Origin of the sequence: Mesorhizobium sp. M0701 (genome assembly GCF_040320365.1) — a bacterium.
GTDB lineage: Bacteria > Pseudomonadota > Alphaproteobacteria > Rhizobiales > Rhizobiaceae > Mesorhizobium.
This window is the reverse complement of sequence record NZ_JAMYPO010000033.1, coordinates 36,571-55,284: the sequence shown is the minus strand read 5'-3', so window position 1 is coordinate 55,284 and position 18,714 is coordinate 36,571. Positions and strand designations below refer to the sequence as shown.

General features: G+C 63.4%; 17 protein-coding genes. 6 read left to right on the top strand and 11 right to left on the bottom strand.

The genetic code is table 11. The features are described from left to right. Nucleotides 1-84: 84 nt before the first annotated feature. The 4 genes from NKI24_RS25625 to htpX form a co-directional block, all read right to left on the bottom strand. Nucleotides 85-1,833: a heparinase II/III family protein gene (locus NKI24_RS25625; RefSeq protein WP_352451233.1), complete on the bottom strand. Its 1,749-nt coding sequence runs from the start codon at nt 1,831-1,833 to the stop codon at nt 85-87. Between the two features lie 146 nt (nt 1,834-1,979). Then, the gene (locus NKI24_RS25620; RefSeq protein WP_352749381.1) at nt 1,980-3,326 is read right to left on the bottom strand and encodes an RsmB/NOP family class I SAM-dependent RNA methyltransferase; all 1,347 of its coding nucleotides are present in this window, start codon (nt 3,324-3,326) and stop codon (nt 1,980-1,982) included. Beyond that, on the bottom strand, nt 3,323-3,649 hold the full coding sequence (locus NKI24_RS25615) for a hypothetical protein (protein ID WP_352451231.1): 327 nt from the start codon (nt 3,647-3,649) through the stop codon (nt 3,323-3,325). Before NKI24_RS25615 ends, NKI24_RS25620 begins: the two co-directional genes overlap by 4 nt. Further along, nucleotides 3,646-4,659 (bottom strand): zinc metalloprotease HtpX, encoded by a 1,014-nt coding sequence (htpX, locus tag NKI24_RS25610; protein WP_352451230.1) that lies wholly within the window; start codon nt 4,657-4,659, stop codon nt 3,646-3,648. The genes NKI24_RS25615 and htpX overlap by 4 nt, the downstream gene beginning before the upstream one ends. Before the next feature lie 116 nt (nt 4,660-4,775). Here htpX and NKI24_RS25605 point away from each other — a divergent pair, with 116 nt between their 5' ends. Then, nucleotides 4,776-4,988: a DUF1674 domain-containing protein gene (locus NKI24_RS25605; RefSeq protein ID WP_352451229.1), complete on the top strand. Its 213-nt coding sequence runs from the start codon at nt 4,776-4,778 to the stop codon at nt 4,986-4,988. Nucleotides 4,989-5,005: 17 nt separating this feature from the next. Here the strand turns inward: NKI24_RS25605 and NKI24_RS25600 are convergent, their stop codons facing one another. After that, the gene (locus NKI24_RS25600) at nt 5,006-5,677 is read right to left on the bottom strand and encodes an HAD-IA family hydrolase (protein ID WP_352749377.1); all 672 of its coding nucleotides are present in this window, start codon (nt 5,675-5,677) and stop codon (nt 5,006-5,008) included. A gap of 177 nt (nt 5,678-5,854) precedes the next feature. Between NKI24_RS25600 and NKI24_RS25595 the strand changes: the two genes are divergently transcribed. The 3 genes from NKI24_RS25595 (at nt 5,855) to NKI24_RS25585 (ending at nt 10,071) form a co-directional block, all read left to right on the top strand. Next, the gene (locus NKI24_RS25595) at nt 5,855-6,724 is read left to right on the top strand and encodes a transglutaminase-like domain-containing protein (protein ID WP_352742876.1); all 870 of its coding nucleotides are present in this window, start codon (nt 5,855-5,857) and stop codon (nt 6,722-6,724) included. A gap of 329 nt (nt 6,725-7,053) precedes the next feature. Then, a complete protein-coding gene (locus tag NKI24_RS25590) occupies nt 7,054-8,415 on the top strand; it encodes a pilus assembly protein TadG-related protein (RefSeq protein WP_352749374.1) in 1,362 nt (453 codons plus the stop codon). A gap of 387 nt (nt 8,416-8,802) precedes the next feature. Then, nucleotides 8,803-10,071 carry a class I SAM-dependent methyltransferase gene (locus NKI24_RS25585; protein ID WP_352749372.1) on the top strand — a complete coding sequence of 423 codons (1,269 nt, stop codon included), beginning with the start codon at nt 8,803-8,805 and terminating at the stop codon, nt 10,069-10,071. Here NKI24_RS25585 and NKI24_RS25580 read toward each other — a convergent pair whose 3' ends face one another. Together NKI24_RS25580 and acs are read right to left on the bottom strand one after the other, a co-directional pair. Continuing rightward, the gene (locus NKI24_RS25580) at nt 10,072-10,815 is read right to left on the bottom strand and encodes an MOSC domain-containing protein (RefSeq protein WP_352749370.1); all 744 of its coding nucleotides are present in this window, start codon (nt 10,813-10,815) and stop codon (nt 10,072-10,074) included. Next, entirely contained in the window at nt 10,815-12,770 is a 1,956-nt protein-coding gene (gene acs, locus NKI24_RS25575) for an acetate--CoA ligase (protein WP_352749367.1), read from the bottom strand. The genes NKI24_RS25580 and acs overlap by 1 nt, the downstream gene beginning before the upstream one ends. 305 nt (nt 12,771-13,075) lie before the next feature. On the opposite strand from acs, the gene NKI24_RS25570 reads away from it, so the two are divergent. Next, a complete protein-coding gene (locus tag NKI24_RS25570; RefSeq protein WP_023678111.1) occupies nt 13,076-13,348 on the top strand; it encodes an usg protein in 273 nt (90 codons plus the stop codon). Nucleotides 13,349-13,393: 45 nt separating this feature from the next. Here NKI24_RS25570 and NKI24_RS25565 read toward each other — a convergent pair whose 3' ends face one another. Continuing rightward, entirely contained in the window at nt 13,394-14,428 is a 1,035-nt protein-coding gene (locus NKI24_RS25565) for an aldo/keto reductase (protein WP_352742885.1), read from the bottom strand. Between the two features lie 55 nt (nt 14,429-14,483). Further along, nucleotides 14,484-15,665, bottom strand: a complete 1,182-nt coding sequence (locus NKI24_RS25560) for an MFS transporter (RefSeq protein ID WP_352742886.1) — start codon at nt 15,663-15,665, stop codon at nt 14,484-14,486. A 137-nt stretch (nt 15,666-15,802) separates the two neighbouring features. Here NKI24_RS25560 and NKI24_RS25555 point away from each other — a divergent pair, with 137 nt between their 5' ends. Further along, nucleotides 15,803-16,711: a LysR family transcriptional regulator gene (locus NKI24_RS25555; protein ID WP_352450906.1), complete on the top strand. Its 909-nt coding sequence runs from the start codon at nt 15,803-15,805 to the stop codon at nt 16,709-16,711. Between the two features lie 60 nt (nt 16,712-16,771). Here the strand turns inward: NKI24_RS25555 and NKI24_RS25550 are convergent, their stop codons facing one another. Both NKI24_RS25550 and NKI24_RS25545 read right to left on the bottom strand, forming a co-directional pair. Next, complete coding sequence (locus NKI24_RS25550; protein ID WP_352450905.1) at nt 16,772-17,821, bottom strand: aldo/keto reductase; 1,050 nt, start codon at nt 17,819-17,821, stop codon at nt 16,772-16,774. Nucleotides 17,822-17,930: 109 nt separating this feature from the next. Further along, nucleotides 17,931-18,593: a YggS family pyridoxal phosphate-dependent enzyme gene (locus NKI24_RS25545; protein WP_352450904.1), complete on the bottom strand. Its 663-nt coding sequence runs from the start codon at nt 18,591-18,593 to the stop codon at nt 17,931-17,933. Nucleotides 18,594-18,714: the final 121 nt, after the last annotated feature.

Here is an 18,714-nt window from a genome sequence, read left to right as displayed (position 1 = left end):
GGGCTGGCGGCCTTTCCAGTTCTGGTTGGAGAGCGTCCGCGGGCCGTAGCATATGAGGCCCGGAAATCAAGCCGCAAGACTTGATCAGTGTCTGCCGTTGCCATCGGCTTCAGCTTTTTCCGGACGGCCGGCGATGATGGTGCGCGTCAATTGCCAGTGGACCTCGGAAATTTCCGAGGCCTTGAACGCAAGCACGATCTGGCGGCTGCGGCGCGGGCCGCCAAGCCCTGCGAAATAGATCGATTCCTCGACCTCGGGCACCACTTCGGTAGAGGTAAACACCCAGGTGTCGGCATGGTCGGCGGCCAGCACCAGACGGTCATGCTCATCCTGGAGCAGGCTTATATCGGGATGGACATGGAAACGCACCGTGACGAAGTCACGGCCATTGTTGCGGATAGAAGCGCCGCCCGGGCGCAGGAAACGGTCCCTGCCGGCAAGCACATTGCCGTCGGTCGATAATTTCAGCTCGCGCTCATGCAGGAAGCCGAAGCGCGCCACATAGCCGTCATGGCGGGCGATGAAGCCCTGGCTGCCCTTCTGGTCGGTGCGCTTGCAAGGCACATGCTGCGGCCCGCCGATCAAAGGCGTGCCGAGCAGGTCGTTGACGCGCAAGGAGTGATTGAAACGCGCCGACGACGTGTCGTTGATGGTGGCGGTCGAGTGGGCGGCGGTGGCGCGGGCAAGCGGCCGGAACTCGGCGGCGCCATAAGTGTCTATTCCGGCGTTGACGATATAGTGCTGGCGGCCCGACGATAATTCGAAGGCGAGGCATCCGGCGTGAGCGGCATTGGATACGTCGACGGGGGGCGGCAGGCCGGTATCGGCGATCACAGTGACACCGCCCATCGACAGGCGCTCATAACCCGAATGCGGCGCGTGCAGCAACGGTGCGCCGGCGGTGTCGTCGTGATGCAGGATGCTGGCGATACGGTCGTGAATGGTGGCGCCCATGCCGTTGAAGCGGGCAAGGCTGCCGTCCTGATGGCGAAAGAAGCGCAGTGCCGGCAGCATCCGGTCGATGGCTCCGATCAGGGCGGCCGGCGGCGTCTCGGCCTGATTGGCGTATGTCTGGCGCAACGGCAGAAGGTCGGCGAGGATTTCAAGCACGGTCATCGGATTACGCGAGAGATGGCCGCCGTCAGGCAGGATCTGGCGGTCGAGCTCCTCGGCGAGATTGCGGGTGGCACCGCGTAGCGCCGAGGCCGGCGCCGGCAGCGACAAAGCGGCAAAGGCCAGCGCAATGCGGGCGCGCAGCCTGTCCTTGCCGTCCGGCATCTCGCGCACCATGGCGCGCAGATAGCGGATCTGGACGGCGAGCGATTTCAAGAACGCGCGGTAGAACGGAAATTCGGCGCCCTGCAACACGATCGACGAATGCTGCAGCCAGGCAATGACACGCTTGGCCGTCGTGCCAGGCTCCCAGGCGACGCCGGAAATATGGCTGCCATGGATTGCAATCCAGTCGGAAACCAACGCCCGCGCGTTGGCGGCGGCGAGCTCGGTACCGGCGGCACGCATATGGCGCAGCCAGCGAAAGCCATGCAGCGTTTTCTGCCAGCCGGGATTGGGCACGTCGATCTGGAAGGGCGATTTGCCGCCGGTCTCGACCAGATGCCCCGAAAGCGGATAGCGGCCGTAATAGATCTCGAGCGCGATCTGAGGATCGGCGAGCCGCAGGTCCGGTGGGGCGATCAGGACGCGCTCCGGCGTACGGCCTGAGTAGCGCCAGCGATAGAGTGGCCCGGCGCGCAAGCGCCGGCGCGTCTTGCGCCAGAACTCCCTCGCGACAAGCGTCCACAGACGCGTCGTGTTACCGGCAGCGATTGCCAAAACCCCTCCTGATCGTCCTCACCCAAGCACAAGTTTATATGATTCAAGAACTTGTGCGAAGGCGAATTCCGCGGCAGTGGGGCCGTTCAGCCTGTTTTCCATGCCTCCTCGCCCCAAGAAGCCGGATGGCGCTTCAAGATCGGCCCTTAGCCGGCTCTGCGCATGCGGGCGGCGAAGAAGCCGTCCAGCCCGGAGCGGCCCGGCGAGCCTAGCTTCAGATCGGCAGGCGTGGTGCGCAACGTGCCTTGCGGCGTCAGAAACGGGTCGATGCCGGCGATCTCACCCGGCCGAAGCGGGTCGTCGACAATCTCCGCATTGCCGGCGAGAAAGTCGCGATAGAGCTCTTCGCCTTCCAGCGGATCGAGCGAACAGTTGGAAAAGACGATGCGTCCACCAGGCTTGACCAGGGTGACGGCGCGGGCAAGCAGCCGGCGTTGCAGGTCGGCCAGTTTTTCGACGTCGGCCACCGTCTTCGTCCAGGGGACGTCGGGATGCCGCCGCACCGTGCCGGTCGAAGAGCAAGGTGCGTCGAGGAGGACGGCGTCGAAGAGGTCCTTCGGCTCGTATTTGAGCAGATCGGCCTGGACGATCTCGGCGGCCAGACCGAGCCGTTCGAGGTTCTGCGTCAGCCGTGCCAGCCGCGTTTTGGACATGTCGAGCGCGGTGACGTGGGCGCCGGGGAGGATCAGCTGGGCGGTCTTGCCGCCCGGCGCGGCGCAGAGGTCGGCGATTCGCAAACCATTGATGTCGCCGAACAGCTGGGCCGGCAGGCTGGCCGCTGCATCCTGAACCCACCAGGCGCCTTCCCCAAAGCCGGGCAGTTCGGTCACGGAAGCGCTGAGCTTTTCCACCCGCACCGTGCCGGTCGGCAAGACAAAGCCGCCGAGCCGTTCGGCCCACAGCGCCGGGTCCGACTTGACCGAGAAATCGACCGGTGCCTCATGGCGATGGGCGAGCAGTATCTGCCGGGCCTTGTCGAGGCCGTAGACTGTTTTCAAACGGTCGGAAAACCATTTTGGCGCCTCGTCGGTAGCGGCAAATGCTGCGGCGAGCTCGTCCTGCTTGGCCCGCGCCAGCGTGCGCAGCACGCCGTTGACGAGGCCGGAAAAGCGCGCCGTGCGCGGATCGGACTTGGCGTGTGTCACGGCGAGGTCGACGGCGGCGCTGTCGGGAACATCGAGGAACAGGATCTGCGCTGCCGCCACATGCAAAATGTGCGAAAGCGCCGTGGCGTTGGGCGGCAGCGGCTTTTCCAGGCGACGGGCCAAAAGGCCTGATATGGTCATGCGGTAGCGCAGGGCGGTGACCAGAATGGCGCGCACCAAAGCGCGGTCGCGCAGGTCGAGCGCCTTGTATTGTGGATGGCCGTTTTCATGGTCGGTCAGCCCGTCGAGCGGCGTTTTCGCGTCAATGACGGCGGCAAGCAGGCGCGCGGCTGCCTTGCGCGCGGCGAGACCGCGAGCTTCTGAAGCCTCACTGTGAGTTGGCCTCATTGTGTCGGCGATCGGTTGACTAGTTTAAATATGGCGCTGACAAAATCTTCTTTACTTCCTAGGGGTGAGATCACCTGAATGTAGTCTTTCTCAACCGTGCCGACATAGTCCGCGACTTGCTTTGGAGATGCACCATCCCCGACAAGTCGGACGATGTGGCGGAGATAGGTGTCATATTCATCTTCAGGAAGTGGGCGAAAGCCCAGGTCACTTGATGTTGCTATGCTCGCCATCGGTATGCCGATAGGGTTCCAGTGCCTTGCACAAAGATCGCGCATTTCCGCCAGCGAGATCCCGCCTTTTTTGTCTGTCGCGCTCGTCACGACCACGGACCTTTGGGGCCGGTCGGATTGCGTCCCCAGGGATTGGGTCTCGGCTTGGCCGGCTCAGCCGGCCTCTCGGGCCGCGCGGCCCTGTCCCACGGACCAGACGGCTGCCCGGTCGCTTCCGGCGCCGGCCTTGGCGTCGCGGCCGCTTCGGGTGCGCCGGCCATTTCGCTCGCCATCCTCTGCAACGCGGCGATGCGGTTTTCTGTGCTCGGGTGAGTGGAAAACAAACTGTCCATGCGCTCGCCGGAAAGAGGATTGATGATGAAGAGATGGGCGGTTGCCGGATTGCGCTCGGCATCCGGGTTGCGGATGCGTTCGGCGCCCCGCGCGATCTTGTCAAGCGCCGAGGCGAGCCACAGCGGGTGTCCACAGATTTCGGCACCGCGCCGGTCGGCCTCATATTCGCGGGTGCGGCTCACCGCCATCTGCACGATCATGGCGGCCAAAGGCGCGACGATCATTGCCACCAGCACGCCGACGATGCCGAAGGAATTGTTGTTGTCGCGGTTGCCGCCGAAAAAGAAGGCGAAATTGCCGAGCATCGAAATTGCGCCGGCAAAGGTGGCGACGATCGTCATGGTCAGCGTATCGCGGTGCTGCACATGGGCGAGCTCGTGCGCCATCACCGCCGCGACTTCTTCATGCGATAGCCGCTCGAGCAGGCCGGTGCTGGCGGCGACAGCGGCATTTTGCGGATTGCGGCCGGTGGCGAAGGCATTGGGCTGCGGATTGTCGATGAGATAGGTTCTCGGCATCGGCAGGCCGGCACGTTGGGCGAGACCCTGCACGATGGCGTAATATTCAGGCGCGTTGCGTTCGTCGACTTCGATCGCACGGTGCATCGACAGCACCATCTTGTCGGCGTTCCAATAGCTGAACAAATTGGTGCCGGCGGCGATCAGCAAGGCGATCATCATGCCGCCGGATCCGCCGACCAGATAGCCGACGCCCATGAACAGGGCCGTCATTGCGGCCAAAAGCATGGCGGTGCGAAGGGTGTTCATCGTCTGCTCCATTTGGGCCCAACAAAGGGGTCGATCCTTGTGGGCCCATCGCTATATGATGGGAAACAGCGGTTCCCGTTTCAATCGGGGCCTGTTTCAATCTAGCGGAAGATCGCATGATCGACAAAACCAGCCAAACGCATGCTAACGGCTCGCCGCAAAAGCCGCTGACCCCGGCAGCCAGGCGCGCCTTGGTCGAGGCCGAGGCCCGGCGGGAGAAATATCGCGAGCAGGAAGCCACGCTGCCGAGGGAGATCGGCGGGCGCGGCGGCAAGGAGCCTGGCCGCTATGGCGACTGGGAGGTCAAGGGCCTGACCAGCGACTTTTAGCCCAGGCAGGGTGCTAGTCAAACAGGCAGCGCGGCCCGCTCCACTCCGATGGCAATCCAGCCGCTGGAATCGACGGCGATGCCGATCGCGTTATAGCCGGCGATGGTGGCATGCGGCGTCTCCAACGGATGCCGGTGCGTGGCGCTGATCACCACGATTGCAGCGCCCGCGGCTTCGGCCGCCGCTATGCCGGCCGGCGCGTCCTCGAAGACGAGGCAGTCGCCCACATCGACGCCGAGCCGTTCGGCCGCCAGCCGGAAGCAGTCGGGCGCCGGCTTGCCGCGCGATACATCCTCCGCCGCAACAATCACGGCGGGAGCCGGAATACCCGCGGCCTGCAGGCGCAGCAGGGCGAGCTCGCGCGGTGCCGAAGTGGCGATCGCCCAGCTTCCAGGCGGCAGCGACGCCAGGAAGGCCGCGGCGCCGGCAATCGGGCGAATGCCCTCGACATCGGCCGCCTCGGCCTGCAAAAGCGAATCGGCTTCGCGGGCAGGATCGACGCCTGGGAGCGCCAGCCGGCCGATGGTCTCGATCGCCCGCACGCCGTGGATGGTCGGCAGGAATGCGGCGACGTCAAGACCTTGCCGATGCGCCCACGCTGCCCAGACCCTTTCCGCCGCGGCGATCGAATTGAGAATCGTGCCGTCCATATCGAACAGGAAGGCCGCGAATTTTCTGCCTGCAAACATCGGTTTCCCGGGGTCATCTTGGAGGGATTATTTCGAAAGACGCGTGTCAATCGACCGTAACGTTGCCGCGTCCGTATGGGAAGCCGCGAGGCGTCGTTTTTGACGACCACAAGGAACCGCCACGCACTGTCCCGCGTTGATCGGCACTATCTTCCATGACGATCGTAGGGGAGGGCGATGCTGATTCGGCTCGGCTATGAAATTGCCATTGAATGCGTTGCAGCAACGCCGGTCGTTTCATTGCTCGATATCCACAGGGATCGCCAGGCCGACATCAAGCGGCAGACGCGCGTGCTGACCTCGCCGTCGGTCCCGACCAGGGTCTACCACGACCTTTTCGGCAATAGCTGCCGCCGCTTCACGGCACCGGCCGGAAGCTTTCGCATCCTCTATGACGCGGTGGTCGAGGACAGCGGCGAGACGGACGAAGTCAACACGCTGGCCAGGGAAGTCCCGGTTGCCGAATTGCCGGACGAGGTGCTCGGCTATCTGCTCGGCAGCCGTTACTGCGAGACCGACCATCTCGGCGACCTGGCCTGGCAACTTTTCGGCCAGCTTCCGCCGGGCTGGGCGCGGGTGCAGGCCATCGTCGACTATGTCCACAACCGCCTGTCCTTCGGCTACGGCTATGCGCGCTCGACCCGCACGGCGGCGCAGGCGCATGAGGAACGCGTCGGCGTCTGCCGCGACTTTGCCCATCTGGCGATCACGCTCTGCCGCTGCATGAACATCCCGGCCCGCTACGTGAACGGCTATCTCGGCGATATCGGCGTGCCCGCCGATCCGGCGCCGATGGATTTCTCGGCGTGGGTGGAAGTGTTCCTCGACGGCAGGTGGTACACTTTCGATCCTCGCCACAATGTGCCGAGGATCGGCCGCGTCGTCATCGCCCGCGGCCGCGATGCCACCGACGTGCCGCTGCTGCACAGTTTTGGCCCGCATCGGCTCACCCTGTTCAAGGTCTGGACGCACGAGCAGGAAGGTAATCTGTTCAAGCCGCCTTATCGTGGCGTCGACAAGACGGTCAGCGCACGGATGCTGGCCTAGTCTTTCGGGACACATTCACAGTCCGTATTTCCATTTCCCGCCACCGCGATCGTGCTGAACCGGTTCGATACATCTCGTCTGTACCGGATTGGGACGCAGTCCAGTCGTCCTGAATTGCGAGCCTGTTCGTGGTAAGCGCTTTGTCAACAAAGCCGTGCCGGCGCAGCTTTCGTTTACCCGCTGTTTACCCTGCCGCCGCTCGAAACCGTTTGGAAACAATGACCTGATCGCGGGCCGGTCGCTTTCCCGGGCCTGGCGGCGCGATCCGGCCGGATTCCTGCAATGCGCGTTCGGACAGCTGCAGGCTGTAGCGAATGGAGGCGGAAGGAATGCGGCGTTTCGGGGGTCTTGTTCAGGCGATCGGCGGCTTTGCCGGGGATCGCAGCGGAAATTTCGCAGTCCTGTTTGGGATAATCGGCTCAGTGCTGGCACTGAGTGTCGGCTTTGCGGTCAACGTGTCCCAACTCTACAATGTAAAATCGAGCCTGCAAGGCGTGGTCGATGCAGCGGTCACCTCGACGGCCCGCGACCTGACAACCGGCGTCATCAGCGAGGCCGACGCCGGCAAATCGGTGCAGGCCTTTCTCGATGCCAACAGCACGGCGGGTATCCTCCAGGACAACCAGATCGTCCTCGACAATCTGGTTGTCGACAGGACAGCCAAGACTGTCCAGGCGGACGTCCATGTCAACGTCAACTACTATTTCCCGCTTTTCAGCACGGGTGGCATGCAACGCGTCCCCGCATCGACGACGGCGCTCTATTCGGACAAGCAGATCGAAGTCGCGATGATGCTGGACGTGACCGGGTCGATGGCCGGCCAGAAAATCATCGATCTACGGGCGGCCGCGGCGAATGCCGTTGACAGTTTCCTGGGCGGCCAGGACCCTGCCAAGCCACGTGTGCGGGTTGCCATCGTGCCTTATGCCAATTCGGTGAATGCCGGTACACTTGCCGCCACCAGCGTCTATGTGGAAACCACCGCCAGTCAACGCAAACAGGCGCCGGCCAATGACGCCGTGCAGTATGTCTCGGGCTTTATCCGTCCCGATAATTGCGCCACCGAGCGCAAGGGGATTTATCAATATTCGGACGCGGGCCCCGACGCCAGCATGGTCAACCGCGACTACCTGCTGTCGTCCTTCGCGTGGCAAACCGGCACCGCCGCCTGCCCGAGCGCCGCGCTGATGCCGCTGACAGCGGATGCGACGGCGCTCAAGACGGTCATCAAGAATTTCGTCGCCTCCGGCGGCACCGCCGGCCATATCGGCGTGCAGTGGACCTGGTACATGCTCTCGGAGAACTGGGGGGGCATCATGAGGACTTCGCAGCGGCCGGCCAAGATGGATCCAAAGAAGGTTGCCAAGATTGCGATCCTGATGACCGACGGCGAATTCAACCTGTCCTACTTCGATGCGAGCACGGTGAGCGACGTCTACAATGACGCCGGCAAGGAGCCGACCCGCACGGCCGCCAAGACACTTTGCGCTGCCATGCGCGACAAGGGCATCGAGGTCTTCACCATTGGCTTTGACCTAAACGAAACGAATGCCAAGGCGACGCTCCAGGATTGCGCGAGCCCGGACACCGCCAAGATCAAGCACTTTTATCAGGCGGCCAATGGAACGGAACTCAACCAGGCTTTCCAGGATATAGCGCGCAACGTCGAGATGTTAACCGTAACCAAATAGGGGACAACAGCCCAAAAAGGAAAAGGCCGCCGCTTCTCGCGAAGCCGGCGACCTTCCGTGTTTCCGTCCATGGCGCGGCTCCTGGCGGCGACCCTGGTCGCCAGCCGCGCATCTCGCGCCTTAGCGGGAAGACTGCTTCCCGAAAGTGCGATCCGCTGAGGCCACGTTCTGGAAAACGAAATCACTCGACATCGGATCACCTCCTTTCGATTTGTTGAACACTCCCCCATGATGGGGTGTCATCCGGCAAATGGCAAGGCGCGGCACCCGAAAATCCTGAACAAGCCTGCTTGTGCACTCGGGCGGCTTGCGGCCGGCCGATCGGGCAGGCAAGATCGAGCCGCTATTGTTCCGGGCCACTATTTTGCCGGGTAAGGGAGGACGGGGATGGAGGCAGCCGAGAGAGCGGCCCGGATTGTTCGGACGGTCATCGAGACGCTGAAGCCGGGTTTTGCGGTGAGGCTGTGGACAGGCGAGCGGATCGGCCCGGCTGCCGGCCCGGTGCTCACCATCAACGACCAGGACATCGTCTGGCAGATCGTACGTCGGCCCTCTTTTTCGACGCTGATCGAGATGTGGATTGCCAAGGCGGTCGACGTCGAAGACGGATCGCTGTTCGATTTCTACGCCTTGCCCACGCACGGCAAGCTCAGGACGAAGCTCAAGACATTGCCGAAGCTGGCGATCCTGCGCGACCTGCCGGCGGTGCTGTTTTCGCGAAAACAGATGACGACGCGAACCGATCTTTCCGGCCGCAATCCTTTCGTCAGCGGTTCGAGCAAGGAGGCGATCCAGCATCATTACGACATTTCCAACGCATTCTACCGGCTCTTCCTCGACGAGCGCATGGTCTATAGCTGCGGCTACTTCAAGGATTTCGCCAACGATATCGATCAGGCCCAGAGAGACAAGCTCGACCATATCTGCCGCAAGCTTCGGCTGAAGCCCGGCGATAGATTGCTCGACATCGGCTGCGGCTGGGGAGCGATGCTCATCCATGCGGTGAAGAATTATGGCGTCGTCGGCCACGGCGTCTCGCTATCGGAAGCACAGACCGAGCTCGCCCGTGAACGCATCCGCGCCGAGGGGCTGGAGGACCGCATCACCATCGAGATAAAGTCCTATGCCGAGCTGTCCGGCTCCTTCGACAAGATCTCGTCGATCGGCATGTTCGAGCATCTGGGGCTTGCCAACCATGCGGCCTATTTCTCGAGGATCCATCGCCTGCTCAAGCCGGGCGGCATCTATCTGCACCACGCCATCACCCGGCGCGACAAGGGCAGCTTGAAGAAGACGCTGCGCAAGGGGCCGGAATTCAAGGCGCTGATCAAATACATTTTTCCGGGCGGCGAACTCGATACGATCGGCATGACGCTCGGCAATCTCGAGGCGCACGGCTTCCTCGTCTACGACGTCGAAAATTTGCGCGAGCACTATGCGCGCACCTGCAGGCTATGGGCCGAGCGCCTCCACGCACGCTTCGATGAAGCTATCGCCGAGGTCGGCGAAGCCAAGGCGCGGCTCTGGCTGCTTTATCTCACCGGCTGCTCGATTACCTTCGAACGCGCCTCGGCGCAGGTTTTCCAGACCGTCGCCACAAGGCGCGCGCGTGGGCCGAGCGGCCTGCCGCCGACGCGGGCGGATTTGTACCGATAGCTACAGGAGGCGCATCGTGGCGCCGATCTCGACGCGGGCCGGTCGATCGACGGTGCAGTAGACGCCGAGGTTATGGGCGTTGTGGCGGACCAGGCTGCGCAGGATTGCCGGGTCGTGGTCGAACCCGTCCTGGCCAATGATGGTGAAGCCGCAGCGGCGGCACGGCTCGGAGATGGTCAGGAGCAGGTCGCCGATCGCTAGCTTGCGCCCGATCCATTCCGTCTCGGGGAACGATCCCTCGACCTCCGGCATATCGACGACGATGTTGGGGCGGAAGCGGCGCGCGTCGGCGGTGCCCTCTGGATGCAGCACTTTCAAACGCGCCAGTGAGGCGGTGGTCAGCAGATGAATAGGGGCTTTGACGTAGCGTTCCGTCAGCAGAAGGCCGGCGTAATCCGGAGCCGCATTTTCCCGACGGAACGGCCGGATGGAAGCCGCAAAGCCGAGATAGGCGCAAATGGCGCGATCACTTTGCGCGCCAGGTGCCGAAAGCCAGCGTCCGTCGGGGATGGCGACCTCCAGCCTGCCGGCCTGCGACAGCCGGGTGCGGATGCGGGGCACCTTGTGCCATTTCGCTTCGCGGTCGGGCCGTGCGATTTCATCGGTCGAGATATCGACAAGACCAAACAGGCGGTCGCCTTCGACGGTATGCCAGTCGACGGAGATCGCCTGCTGAAACTCGCCGGCGAGCGAGCTCGCGGGATAGCGCCAAAGCTCGGTGACGGCGCCCAATGCGGGTTGCATCAGCCCTTCTTGTTTTGCCGGTTGGCGATAAGGTCGTCGACGACCGCCGGATCGGCCAGCGTCGAGGTATCGCCGAGCGCGGCAAAATCATCCTCGGCGATCTTGCGCAGGATGCGCCGCATGATCTTGCCGGAACGCGTCTTCGGCAGACCGGGCGCGAACTGGATCTTGTCGGGCGAAGCGATGGCGCCGATCTCCTTGCGGACATGGGCGACGAGCTCCTGGCGCAATTCCTCGCTTGGCGTTTCGCCGGCCATCAGCGTGACATAGCAGTAGATGCCCTGGCCCTTGATATCGTGCGGGTAGCCGACGACGGCGGCCTCCGAGACCTTCCCATGCGAAACCAGCGCCGACTCGACCTCGGCGGTGCCCATGCGGTGGCCGGAGACGTTGATGACGTCGTCGACGCGGCCGGTGATCCAGTAGTAGCCGTCAGCATCGCGGCGGCAGCCGTCGCCGGTGAAGTATCTGCCCTTGTAGGTCGAGAAATAGGTCTGCACGAAGCGGTCGTGATCGCCATAGACGGTGCGCGTCTGGCCCGGCCATGAGTCGGCAATACAAAGATTGCCGCTGGCTTCGCCTTCGAGCACCTTGCCGTCGGTATCGACCAGCAGCGGCTTGACGCCAAAGAAGGGCCGCGTCGCCGAACCCGCCTTGAGGTCGGTGGCGCCCGGAACCGGCGTGATCATGATGCCGCCGGTCTCGGTCTGCCACCAGGTATCGACGATCGGCACCTTGCCGTTGCCGACGACGTTGAAATACCACTCCCAGGCTTCCGGATTGATCGGCTCGCCGACGGTGCCGAGCACGCGCAGCGACTTGCGCGACGTTTTGGTGACATGGGCATCGCCGGCGCCCATCAGCGCGCGCAACGCCGTCGGCGCCGTGTAGAAGATGTTGACCTTGTGCTTGTCGATCACGTCCCAGAAACGCGACTGCGACGGGTAGTTCGGCACGCCTTCGAATATCAGCGTGGTGGCGCCGTTGGCGAGCGGCCCGTAGACGATATAGCTGTGGCCGGTGACCCAGCCGACATCGGCGGTGCACCAGTAGATATCGCCGTCATGATAGTCGAAGACATATTGGTGGGTCATCGAGACATAGACGAGATAGCCGGCGGTGGTGTGCAGCACGCCCTTCGGCTTGCCGGTCGAGCCGGATGTGTAGAGGATGAACAGCGGGTCCTCGGCGTTCATCTTCTCGGGCTTGCATTCGGCCTTAACCGTGGCGACCTCGTCATGGTACCAGACGTCGCGCCCGGCGGCCCAGCCGGTCTTGCCGCCGGTGCGGCGCACGACCAAGACCTTTTCGACTTTCGTTCCGGCCTTGGCGGCGATCTCGATCGCCTTGTCGGTGTTCTCCTTCAGCGGGATAGGCTTGCCGCCCCGCAGGCCTTCGTCGGCGGTGATGACGAAGGTCGACTTGCAGTCATCGATGCGTCCGGCCAGCGCATCCGGCGAAAAGCCGCCGAAGACGACCGAATGAATGGCGCCGATGCGCGTGCAGGCGAGCATCGCATAAGCGGCCTCCGGGATCATCGGCATGTAGATGGTTACGCGGTCGCCCTTCTTGATGCCGTGCTTTTTCATCACATTGGCGAGGCGGCAGACATGCGCGTAAAGCTCGTTATAGGTGATCTTCCTGTCGTCGTAGGGATTGTCGCCTTCCCAGATGATGGCGGTCTGTTCGCCGCGCTTCTTCAGATGCCGGTCGATGCAGTTCCAGGAAACGTTGGTCTGGCCATCCTCGAACCATTTGATTGAGACCTGGCCGTCGAAGGACGTGTTCTTGACCTTGCTGTAGGGCTTGAACCAGTCGATGCGCTTGCCGTGCTTGCCCCAGAACTTGTCCGGGTTCTTGACACTGTCGGCGTACCATTTCAGGTAGGTGTCGTTGTCAATCAGCGCGTTCTTCTTCCACGCCGGCTGGACGCGATGGACATGAACATCGGACATTTCTTCGCCTTCCTCCCCAAAACCAAACCGCCGGCTTGACTGCCGGCAGGATCGCGGCGATGCGGCCGCGAATTCGCGCGCATTATTAACAGTTCGGCCGCGACGGCAACATTAGACGTTGGATTCGCGCGGCGGGATGCCGCAGGTGCTTTGCCGGGTCGTGTCAGCACTCTCGTGAGGCGGCTGCTAAGCGCATGTTTTTGCGGGAGGAATCTGGTTCGATCATAGAAATATCAATAGACGATTAAGCAAATGGGGTGCACAATTTCAGCCTGGGAGGAAGGAGAATCAACCAGGGGACCGCAATGCGCGACCATTCCGAAATGGACCTGATGCTCAAGGGCTATGGCTTGACCACGGCCAAGATTCTTTATCATTTTCCAGATCATCCGCATCTGCTGCAGAGCTTCATCTGGCAGGATTACGACATCGCCCCGAAATTTCCCGTGCTGATCCGTTTCATCGAGTTCTGGAAGGCCAAGCTCGAAGGCCCGCTGCATTCGGTCAGCTACACGCACCAGAAGCTGATCGCGCCGAACGAATGGCGCAAGGTCGACGGCGAGTTCGTTCTGCATTAGCCGGGCGGGCGGCAGCCTGGGAGCCGCCGCCCAGCTTTTGGAGCGTCAGACTGCGGGCGGGTTCAGCCGGGCAAAACCCTCCTGCCGGCGATAGGGAAAATACGGATAGGGTGCGGTGACCTCACTTGCCGTGTCGAGCTTCTTCATCTGCTCGGCTGTCAACGACCAGCCGACGGCGCCGAGATTCTGGCGCAACTGCTCCTCGTTGCGCGCGCCGACGATGACGGAGGCGACGGTCGGCCGCTGCAGCAGCCAATTGATGGCGATCTGCGGTATGGTCTTGCCGGCTTCCTCGGCGACAACATCAAGCGCGTCGACGACCCGATAGAGATGCTCATCCTCGACGGGCGGTCCGAAGCTTGCCGTGTCGTGCAGCCGGCTTTTCTCAGGCAGCTTCTGGCCACGGCGGATCTTGCCGGTCAGGCGGCCCCAGCCGAGCGGGCTCCACACCAGCGCACCGACACCCTGGTCGAGGCCGAGCGGCATCAACTCCCATTCATAGTCGCGTCCGACCAGCGAGTAAAAGACCTGATGGGCGACGTATCGGGGATAGCCGTATCTGCCCGCCAGGCCGAGCGATTTCATCACTTGCCAGCCGGAAAAATTGGAGACGCCGACATAACGCAGTTTGCCGGCGCGCACGAGACTGTCCAGTGTCGACAGCACCTCCTCGATCGGTGTTGCTGCGTCGAAGGCGTGCAGTTGCAGCAGGTCGATGTAGTCGGTGCCAAGGCGCCCCAGCGCGTCTTCGACGGCCTTGATCAGGCGTGAACGTGACGATCCGGCATCGTTGGGACCGTCGCCCATCGGCAGCGAGGTCTTGGTCGAGATCAGCACGGCGTCGCGGCGGCCCTTGATGGCAGCGCCGAGCACTTGTTCGGAAGCGCCATTCGAATAGACGTCGGCGGTGTCGAACAGGTAGACGCCGGCCTCAAGGCAGATGTCGACCAGCCGCCGTGCTTCCGTCGCATCGCTGTTGCCCCAGGCGCCGAACAGCGGGCCTGAACCGCCGAAGGTTCCAGCGCCGAACGAGAGCGCCGGGACCTTCAGGCCTGATGCGCCAAGATTTCGATAATCCATGGGTTTGCTCCTTGTGGAAGGATGGCTGTTTCAAAGATTGGTTGAGGTTTGCGTTCTATGACCGCGCGATTTCCGGTGTAGCGAGGACAGGATCTCGGTCGAGACGCAGCGCAAACGCCGCCACGGCAAGCGCTGAAAGTGGCAACAGCGCCGCGACCCAGGTGACGGCACCGAGGCCGGGACCATGGGCGATGACCACGCCGCCGAGCCAGGCGCCGGCCGCATTGCCGAGGTTGAAGGCGGCGATGTTGAAGGATGAAGCTAGGCTCTGGCCGGCGCCTTGCGCTTTCTGCAACACCCATAACTGTAGCGGCGCGACGGTGGCGAAGGCGGCGGCGCCGAGCAGGCCGACATAGATAACGGCCATGACCTGGCTGTGCAGGGCGAAGGTCATGGTGCCGAGCACCAGCGCCAGCACGACGAGACTGCCGAGAACGGACGGTACCAACCAGCGGTCGGCGAACTTGCCGCCGGCGAGGTTGCCAGCGATGAGGCCGCCGCCGAAGACCAGCAGGATCGGCGACACCGCTGCCTCGTCAAAACCGGTGATCTCGGTCAGCAACGGGGCGATGTAGGTGAAGACGGCGAAGACGCCGGCATAGCCAAGCACGGTGGTAGCAAAGCCAAGCAGGACCGGCGTGCGGCCGAGCAAGGCGAGATCGGCGCGCAAATTGCTCTTCTCAGGCTCTGTTCGGCTGCGCGGCACCAGCAGCAGAATGATGGCAAAGGCGGCGATGCCGACCAGGGTCACCGCCCAGAAGGTCGCGCGCCAGCCGAAGGCTTGGCCGAGCCATGTGCCGAAGGGCACGCCGAGGATGTTGGCGATGGTCAGGCCGGTGAACATCAGGGCGATCGCCGAGGCTTTCTTGTTGGGCGCCACCAGTCCGGTCGCCACGACCGAGCCGACGCCGAAGAAGGTGCCGTGGGCGAAGGCGGTCAGTACGCGCGCACCCATCAGCGTCCAGTAGTCTGGGGCAAGCGCACAAGCGAGGTTGCCCAGCGTGAAGATCGCCATCAGCGCCAGAAGCACGGTCTTGCGCGGCCAACGGCCGGTCGCGATCGTCAGCAGCGGCGCGCCGATGACGACGCCCAGCGCATAGCCGGAAATCAGCTGGCCGGAAGCCGAGATCGAGACGCCGAGATCAGTGCTGACGTCGAGCAGCAGGCCCATGATGACGAATTCGGTGACGCCGATGCCAAAGGCACCGGCGGCAAGAGCGTAAAGAGCAAGGGGCATGGCGGTTCCCACTTCGATGACGACCAGTTTTGACGACGGGCGCCGTGTCCTCCCACGCCCCGATCCGGAAGATCGTGCCGCGATGTGCTGTGAACCAGCCTTGCATCGGGCACATCGTCTGTGAAATAGATTCACCAATGGCCAGGCCCGACATCAATCGCTCCGGCGAGATCGAAGTGTTCGTCCGCGTCGTCGAGGCGGGCAGCTTTTCAGCCGCTGCCCGCGCGTTGCGGATGACGCCGTCGGCGGTGAGCAAGCTGATCGCGCGGCTGGAGGCGCGGCTTGGTACGCGGCTGGTCAGCCGTTCGACGCGCAAGCTGCAACTGACGCCGGAGGGGGCGGCGTTCTTCGACAGCGGCGTGCGCGTCCTGGCCGACATGGCGGCGGCCGAGCGCGAGGCAGCGGCGGGTGCCGCGCCGCGTGGCCGGCTGCGGATCAACAGCTACGTGCCTTTCGGGCAGCATCGGCTGATCCCGCTTTTGCCGCGTTTCCTAGAGCGCTACCCCGAAATCTCGGTCGATCTGGTGTTGACCGACGATGTCATCGACCTGATGGAGGAGCGCGCTGACGTCGCCATCCGCGCCGGGCCGCTCGGCGAATCACGGCTGGTGGCGCGCAAGCTCGGGCAGAGCCGGGTGGTCGTCGTTGCGGCGCCATCGTATCTCGAAGCGCGTGGCACGCCCAAGACGCCCGCCGACCTCGATCGTCACAACCGGATGGGCTTCCGTTTCGTTCGTCACCTCGAGGGCTGGCCTTTTATCGACGCGGCCGGCAAACCGATCACCCTGTCGATCATCGGAAATACGCTGGTCAGCGACGGCGAGGCGATGCGGCTGATGGCGCTCTCGGGGGCGGGCATCGCCCGGCTGGCACGCTGGCATGTGGAGGCCGACATTGCCGCCGGCCGGCTGCTGCCGCTGCTGGAAGAGTTCAATCCCGGCGACGAGGAACTCACCCACGCCGTCTATGTCGGCCAAGGCAAGTATCTGCCGGCGCGGGTGCGGGCGTTTTTGGACTTTTTGGTCGAGACTGTCCGGCTGACTTGAGCCCAAAAAAAGATCGGGAGCCTGCCGGCTCCCGAAGCATCGAATCGAAGGTAAATTGAACTACTTTTTCGGCACAAAGGGCGCCGGCCGCCGGCCGGCCGCCTGACGCTCCAGCATCCAGCCGGGGTATTCGGCGGGCAGGGCACTGACTTCGTCGAGGCGAACAAGATCATCGGCATCGAGCTGCAACTCGGTGGCTGCAAGGTTCTGTTCCAGCTGCTCGATGCGGCTGGCGCCGATGATGACGCTCATCACGAATGGCTTGGCCAGGACATAGCCGAGCGCCACCGTGGCGACGCTGACGCCGTGCTTGACGGCGATCTCGCGCATGACAGCGACCGCTGCCCAGGCACGGTCCTCATTGACCGGCGGGAAATTGAAGCTGGCGCGGCGGCCCTCGCCATTGCCGGGGGCGCCCGGTCCGTATTTGCCGGAGAGCAGGCCGCCAGCCATCGGCGACCAGACCATCAGCCCGAGCTTCTCCTCGTTGAGCAGCGGCACGATTTCGCGCTCGAGATCGCGGCCGGCGATCGAGTAATACGACTGCACGGTCTCGAAGCGGGCAAAGCCCTTGCGCTCGGCAATACCCAGCGCCTTGGCGATGCGCCAAGCCTGCCAGTTCGAGACGCCGACATAGCGGACCTTGCCGGCGGCAACCAGGTCGTCGAGCGCCCGCAGCGTTTCGTCGATCGGCGTCACCGTGTCGGTGCCGTGCAGCTGGTAGAGATCGATGTGATCGAGCTGCAGCCGCTCGAGGCTGCCTTCGACCGAATCCATGATGTGGCCGCGCGAGGAACCGCGCTGGTTCGGGCCGCCGCCCATGGCGCCATGAACCTTGGTGGCGATGATCACGTCCTGACGGTTGACGCCAAGGTTCCTGAGCGACTGGCCGAGAAGCCGTTCCGAGGCGCCGAAGGAATAGACATCCGCCGTGTCGAAGAAATTGACGCCGGCGGCGAGCGAGCGGGCAACGATCTCGTCGACGCCCTTCTGGTCGAGGCTGGCGATCAGGCCCCATTGGGCATTCTCGCCGGCCGCGCCGAACGTCATCGTGCCGAGGCAAAGTTCGGAGACGAACATCCCCGTATTTCCAAGTTGATTGTAACGCATGGTGGCTCCAGACGGGTTGAGAATAACTCGACCGATATAGGAACGAAACGTTCCGTTTCTATACGCTGGCTTAGTCAATGTCAGCCTGTGGCCTAAGGTCGGCTGCGCCTCATCTGGCGCCGAAAATCGCCGATCCAACCCTGACACTGGTCGCGCCGAAGGCGATCGCGATTTCGTAGTCGCCGGACATGCCCATGGAGAGCTTGTCGACGCCGGCCTCAAGCCCAAGCTTTTCCAGCAGCGCGAAATGCGGACCGGGGTTCTCGTCGGCCGGCGGAATGCACATCAGCCCTTCGATGGCGAGGGCGTGAACCGAGCGGCAACGGGCCACGAAGGCGACAGCCTCGCGCGGCTCGATGCCGGCCTTTTGCGGCTCGGAGCCGGTGTTGACCTGGACATAGAGCCTTGGTGACCGGCCTTGCCTGGCGATCTCCTTGGCCAGCTCTGCGGCGATCTTTTCACGGTCGACGGTTTCGATGACGTCGAACAATGCCACCGCTTCCTTGGCCTTGTTCGATTGCAGCGGACCGATCAGATGCAGCTCGATGTCGGAAAATGCCTCCTTCAGCACCGGCCATTTGGCTTGTGCTTCCTGGACGCGGTTTTCGCCGAAGACGCGCTGGCCGGCCTCGATAATCGGGCGGATGTCGGCGGCGTCGAAGGTTTTCGAGACTGCGACCAGCGTCACCGCTCCGGCCTCGCGGCCTGCCTCGCGCTCGGCGGCAGCGATCCTTGCCTTGACCGTGAAAAGCTGTTCGACGGCGCTCGCCATGCCTATATCCTGCCTGTGTTTGGCTTTTCGCCGGATCGCCGCAGTTGACGGGTCCGGCAATCCATGGTGAACACCGCGACGACATTTCCTGAGCCGCCCGGGCATTGTCCGGCGGCTCGCG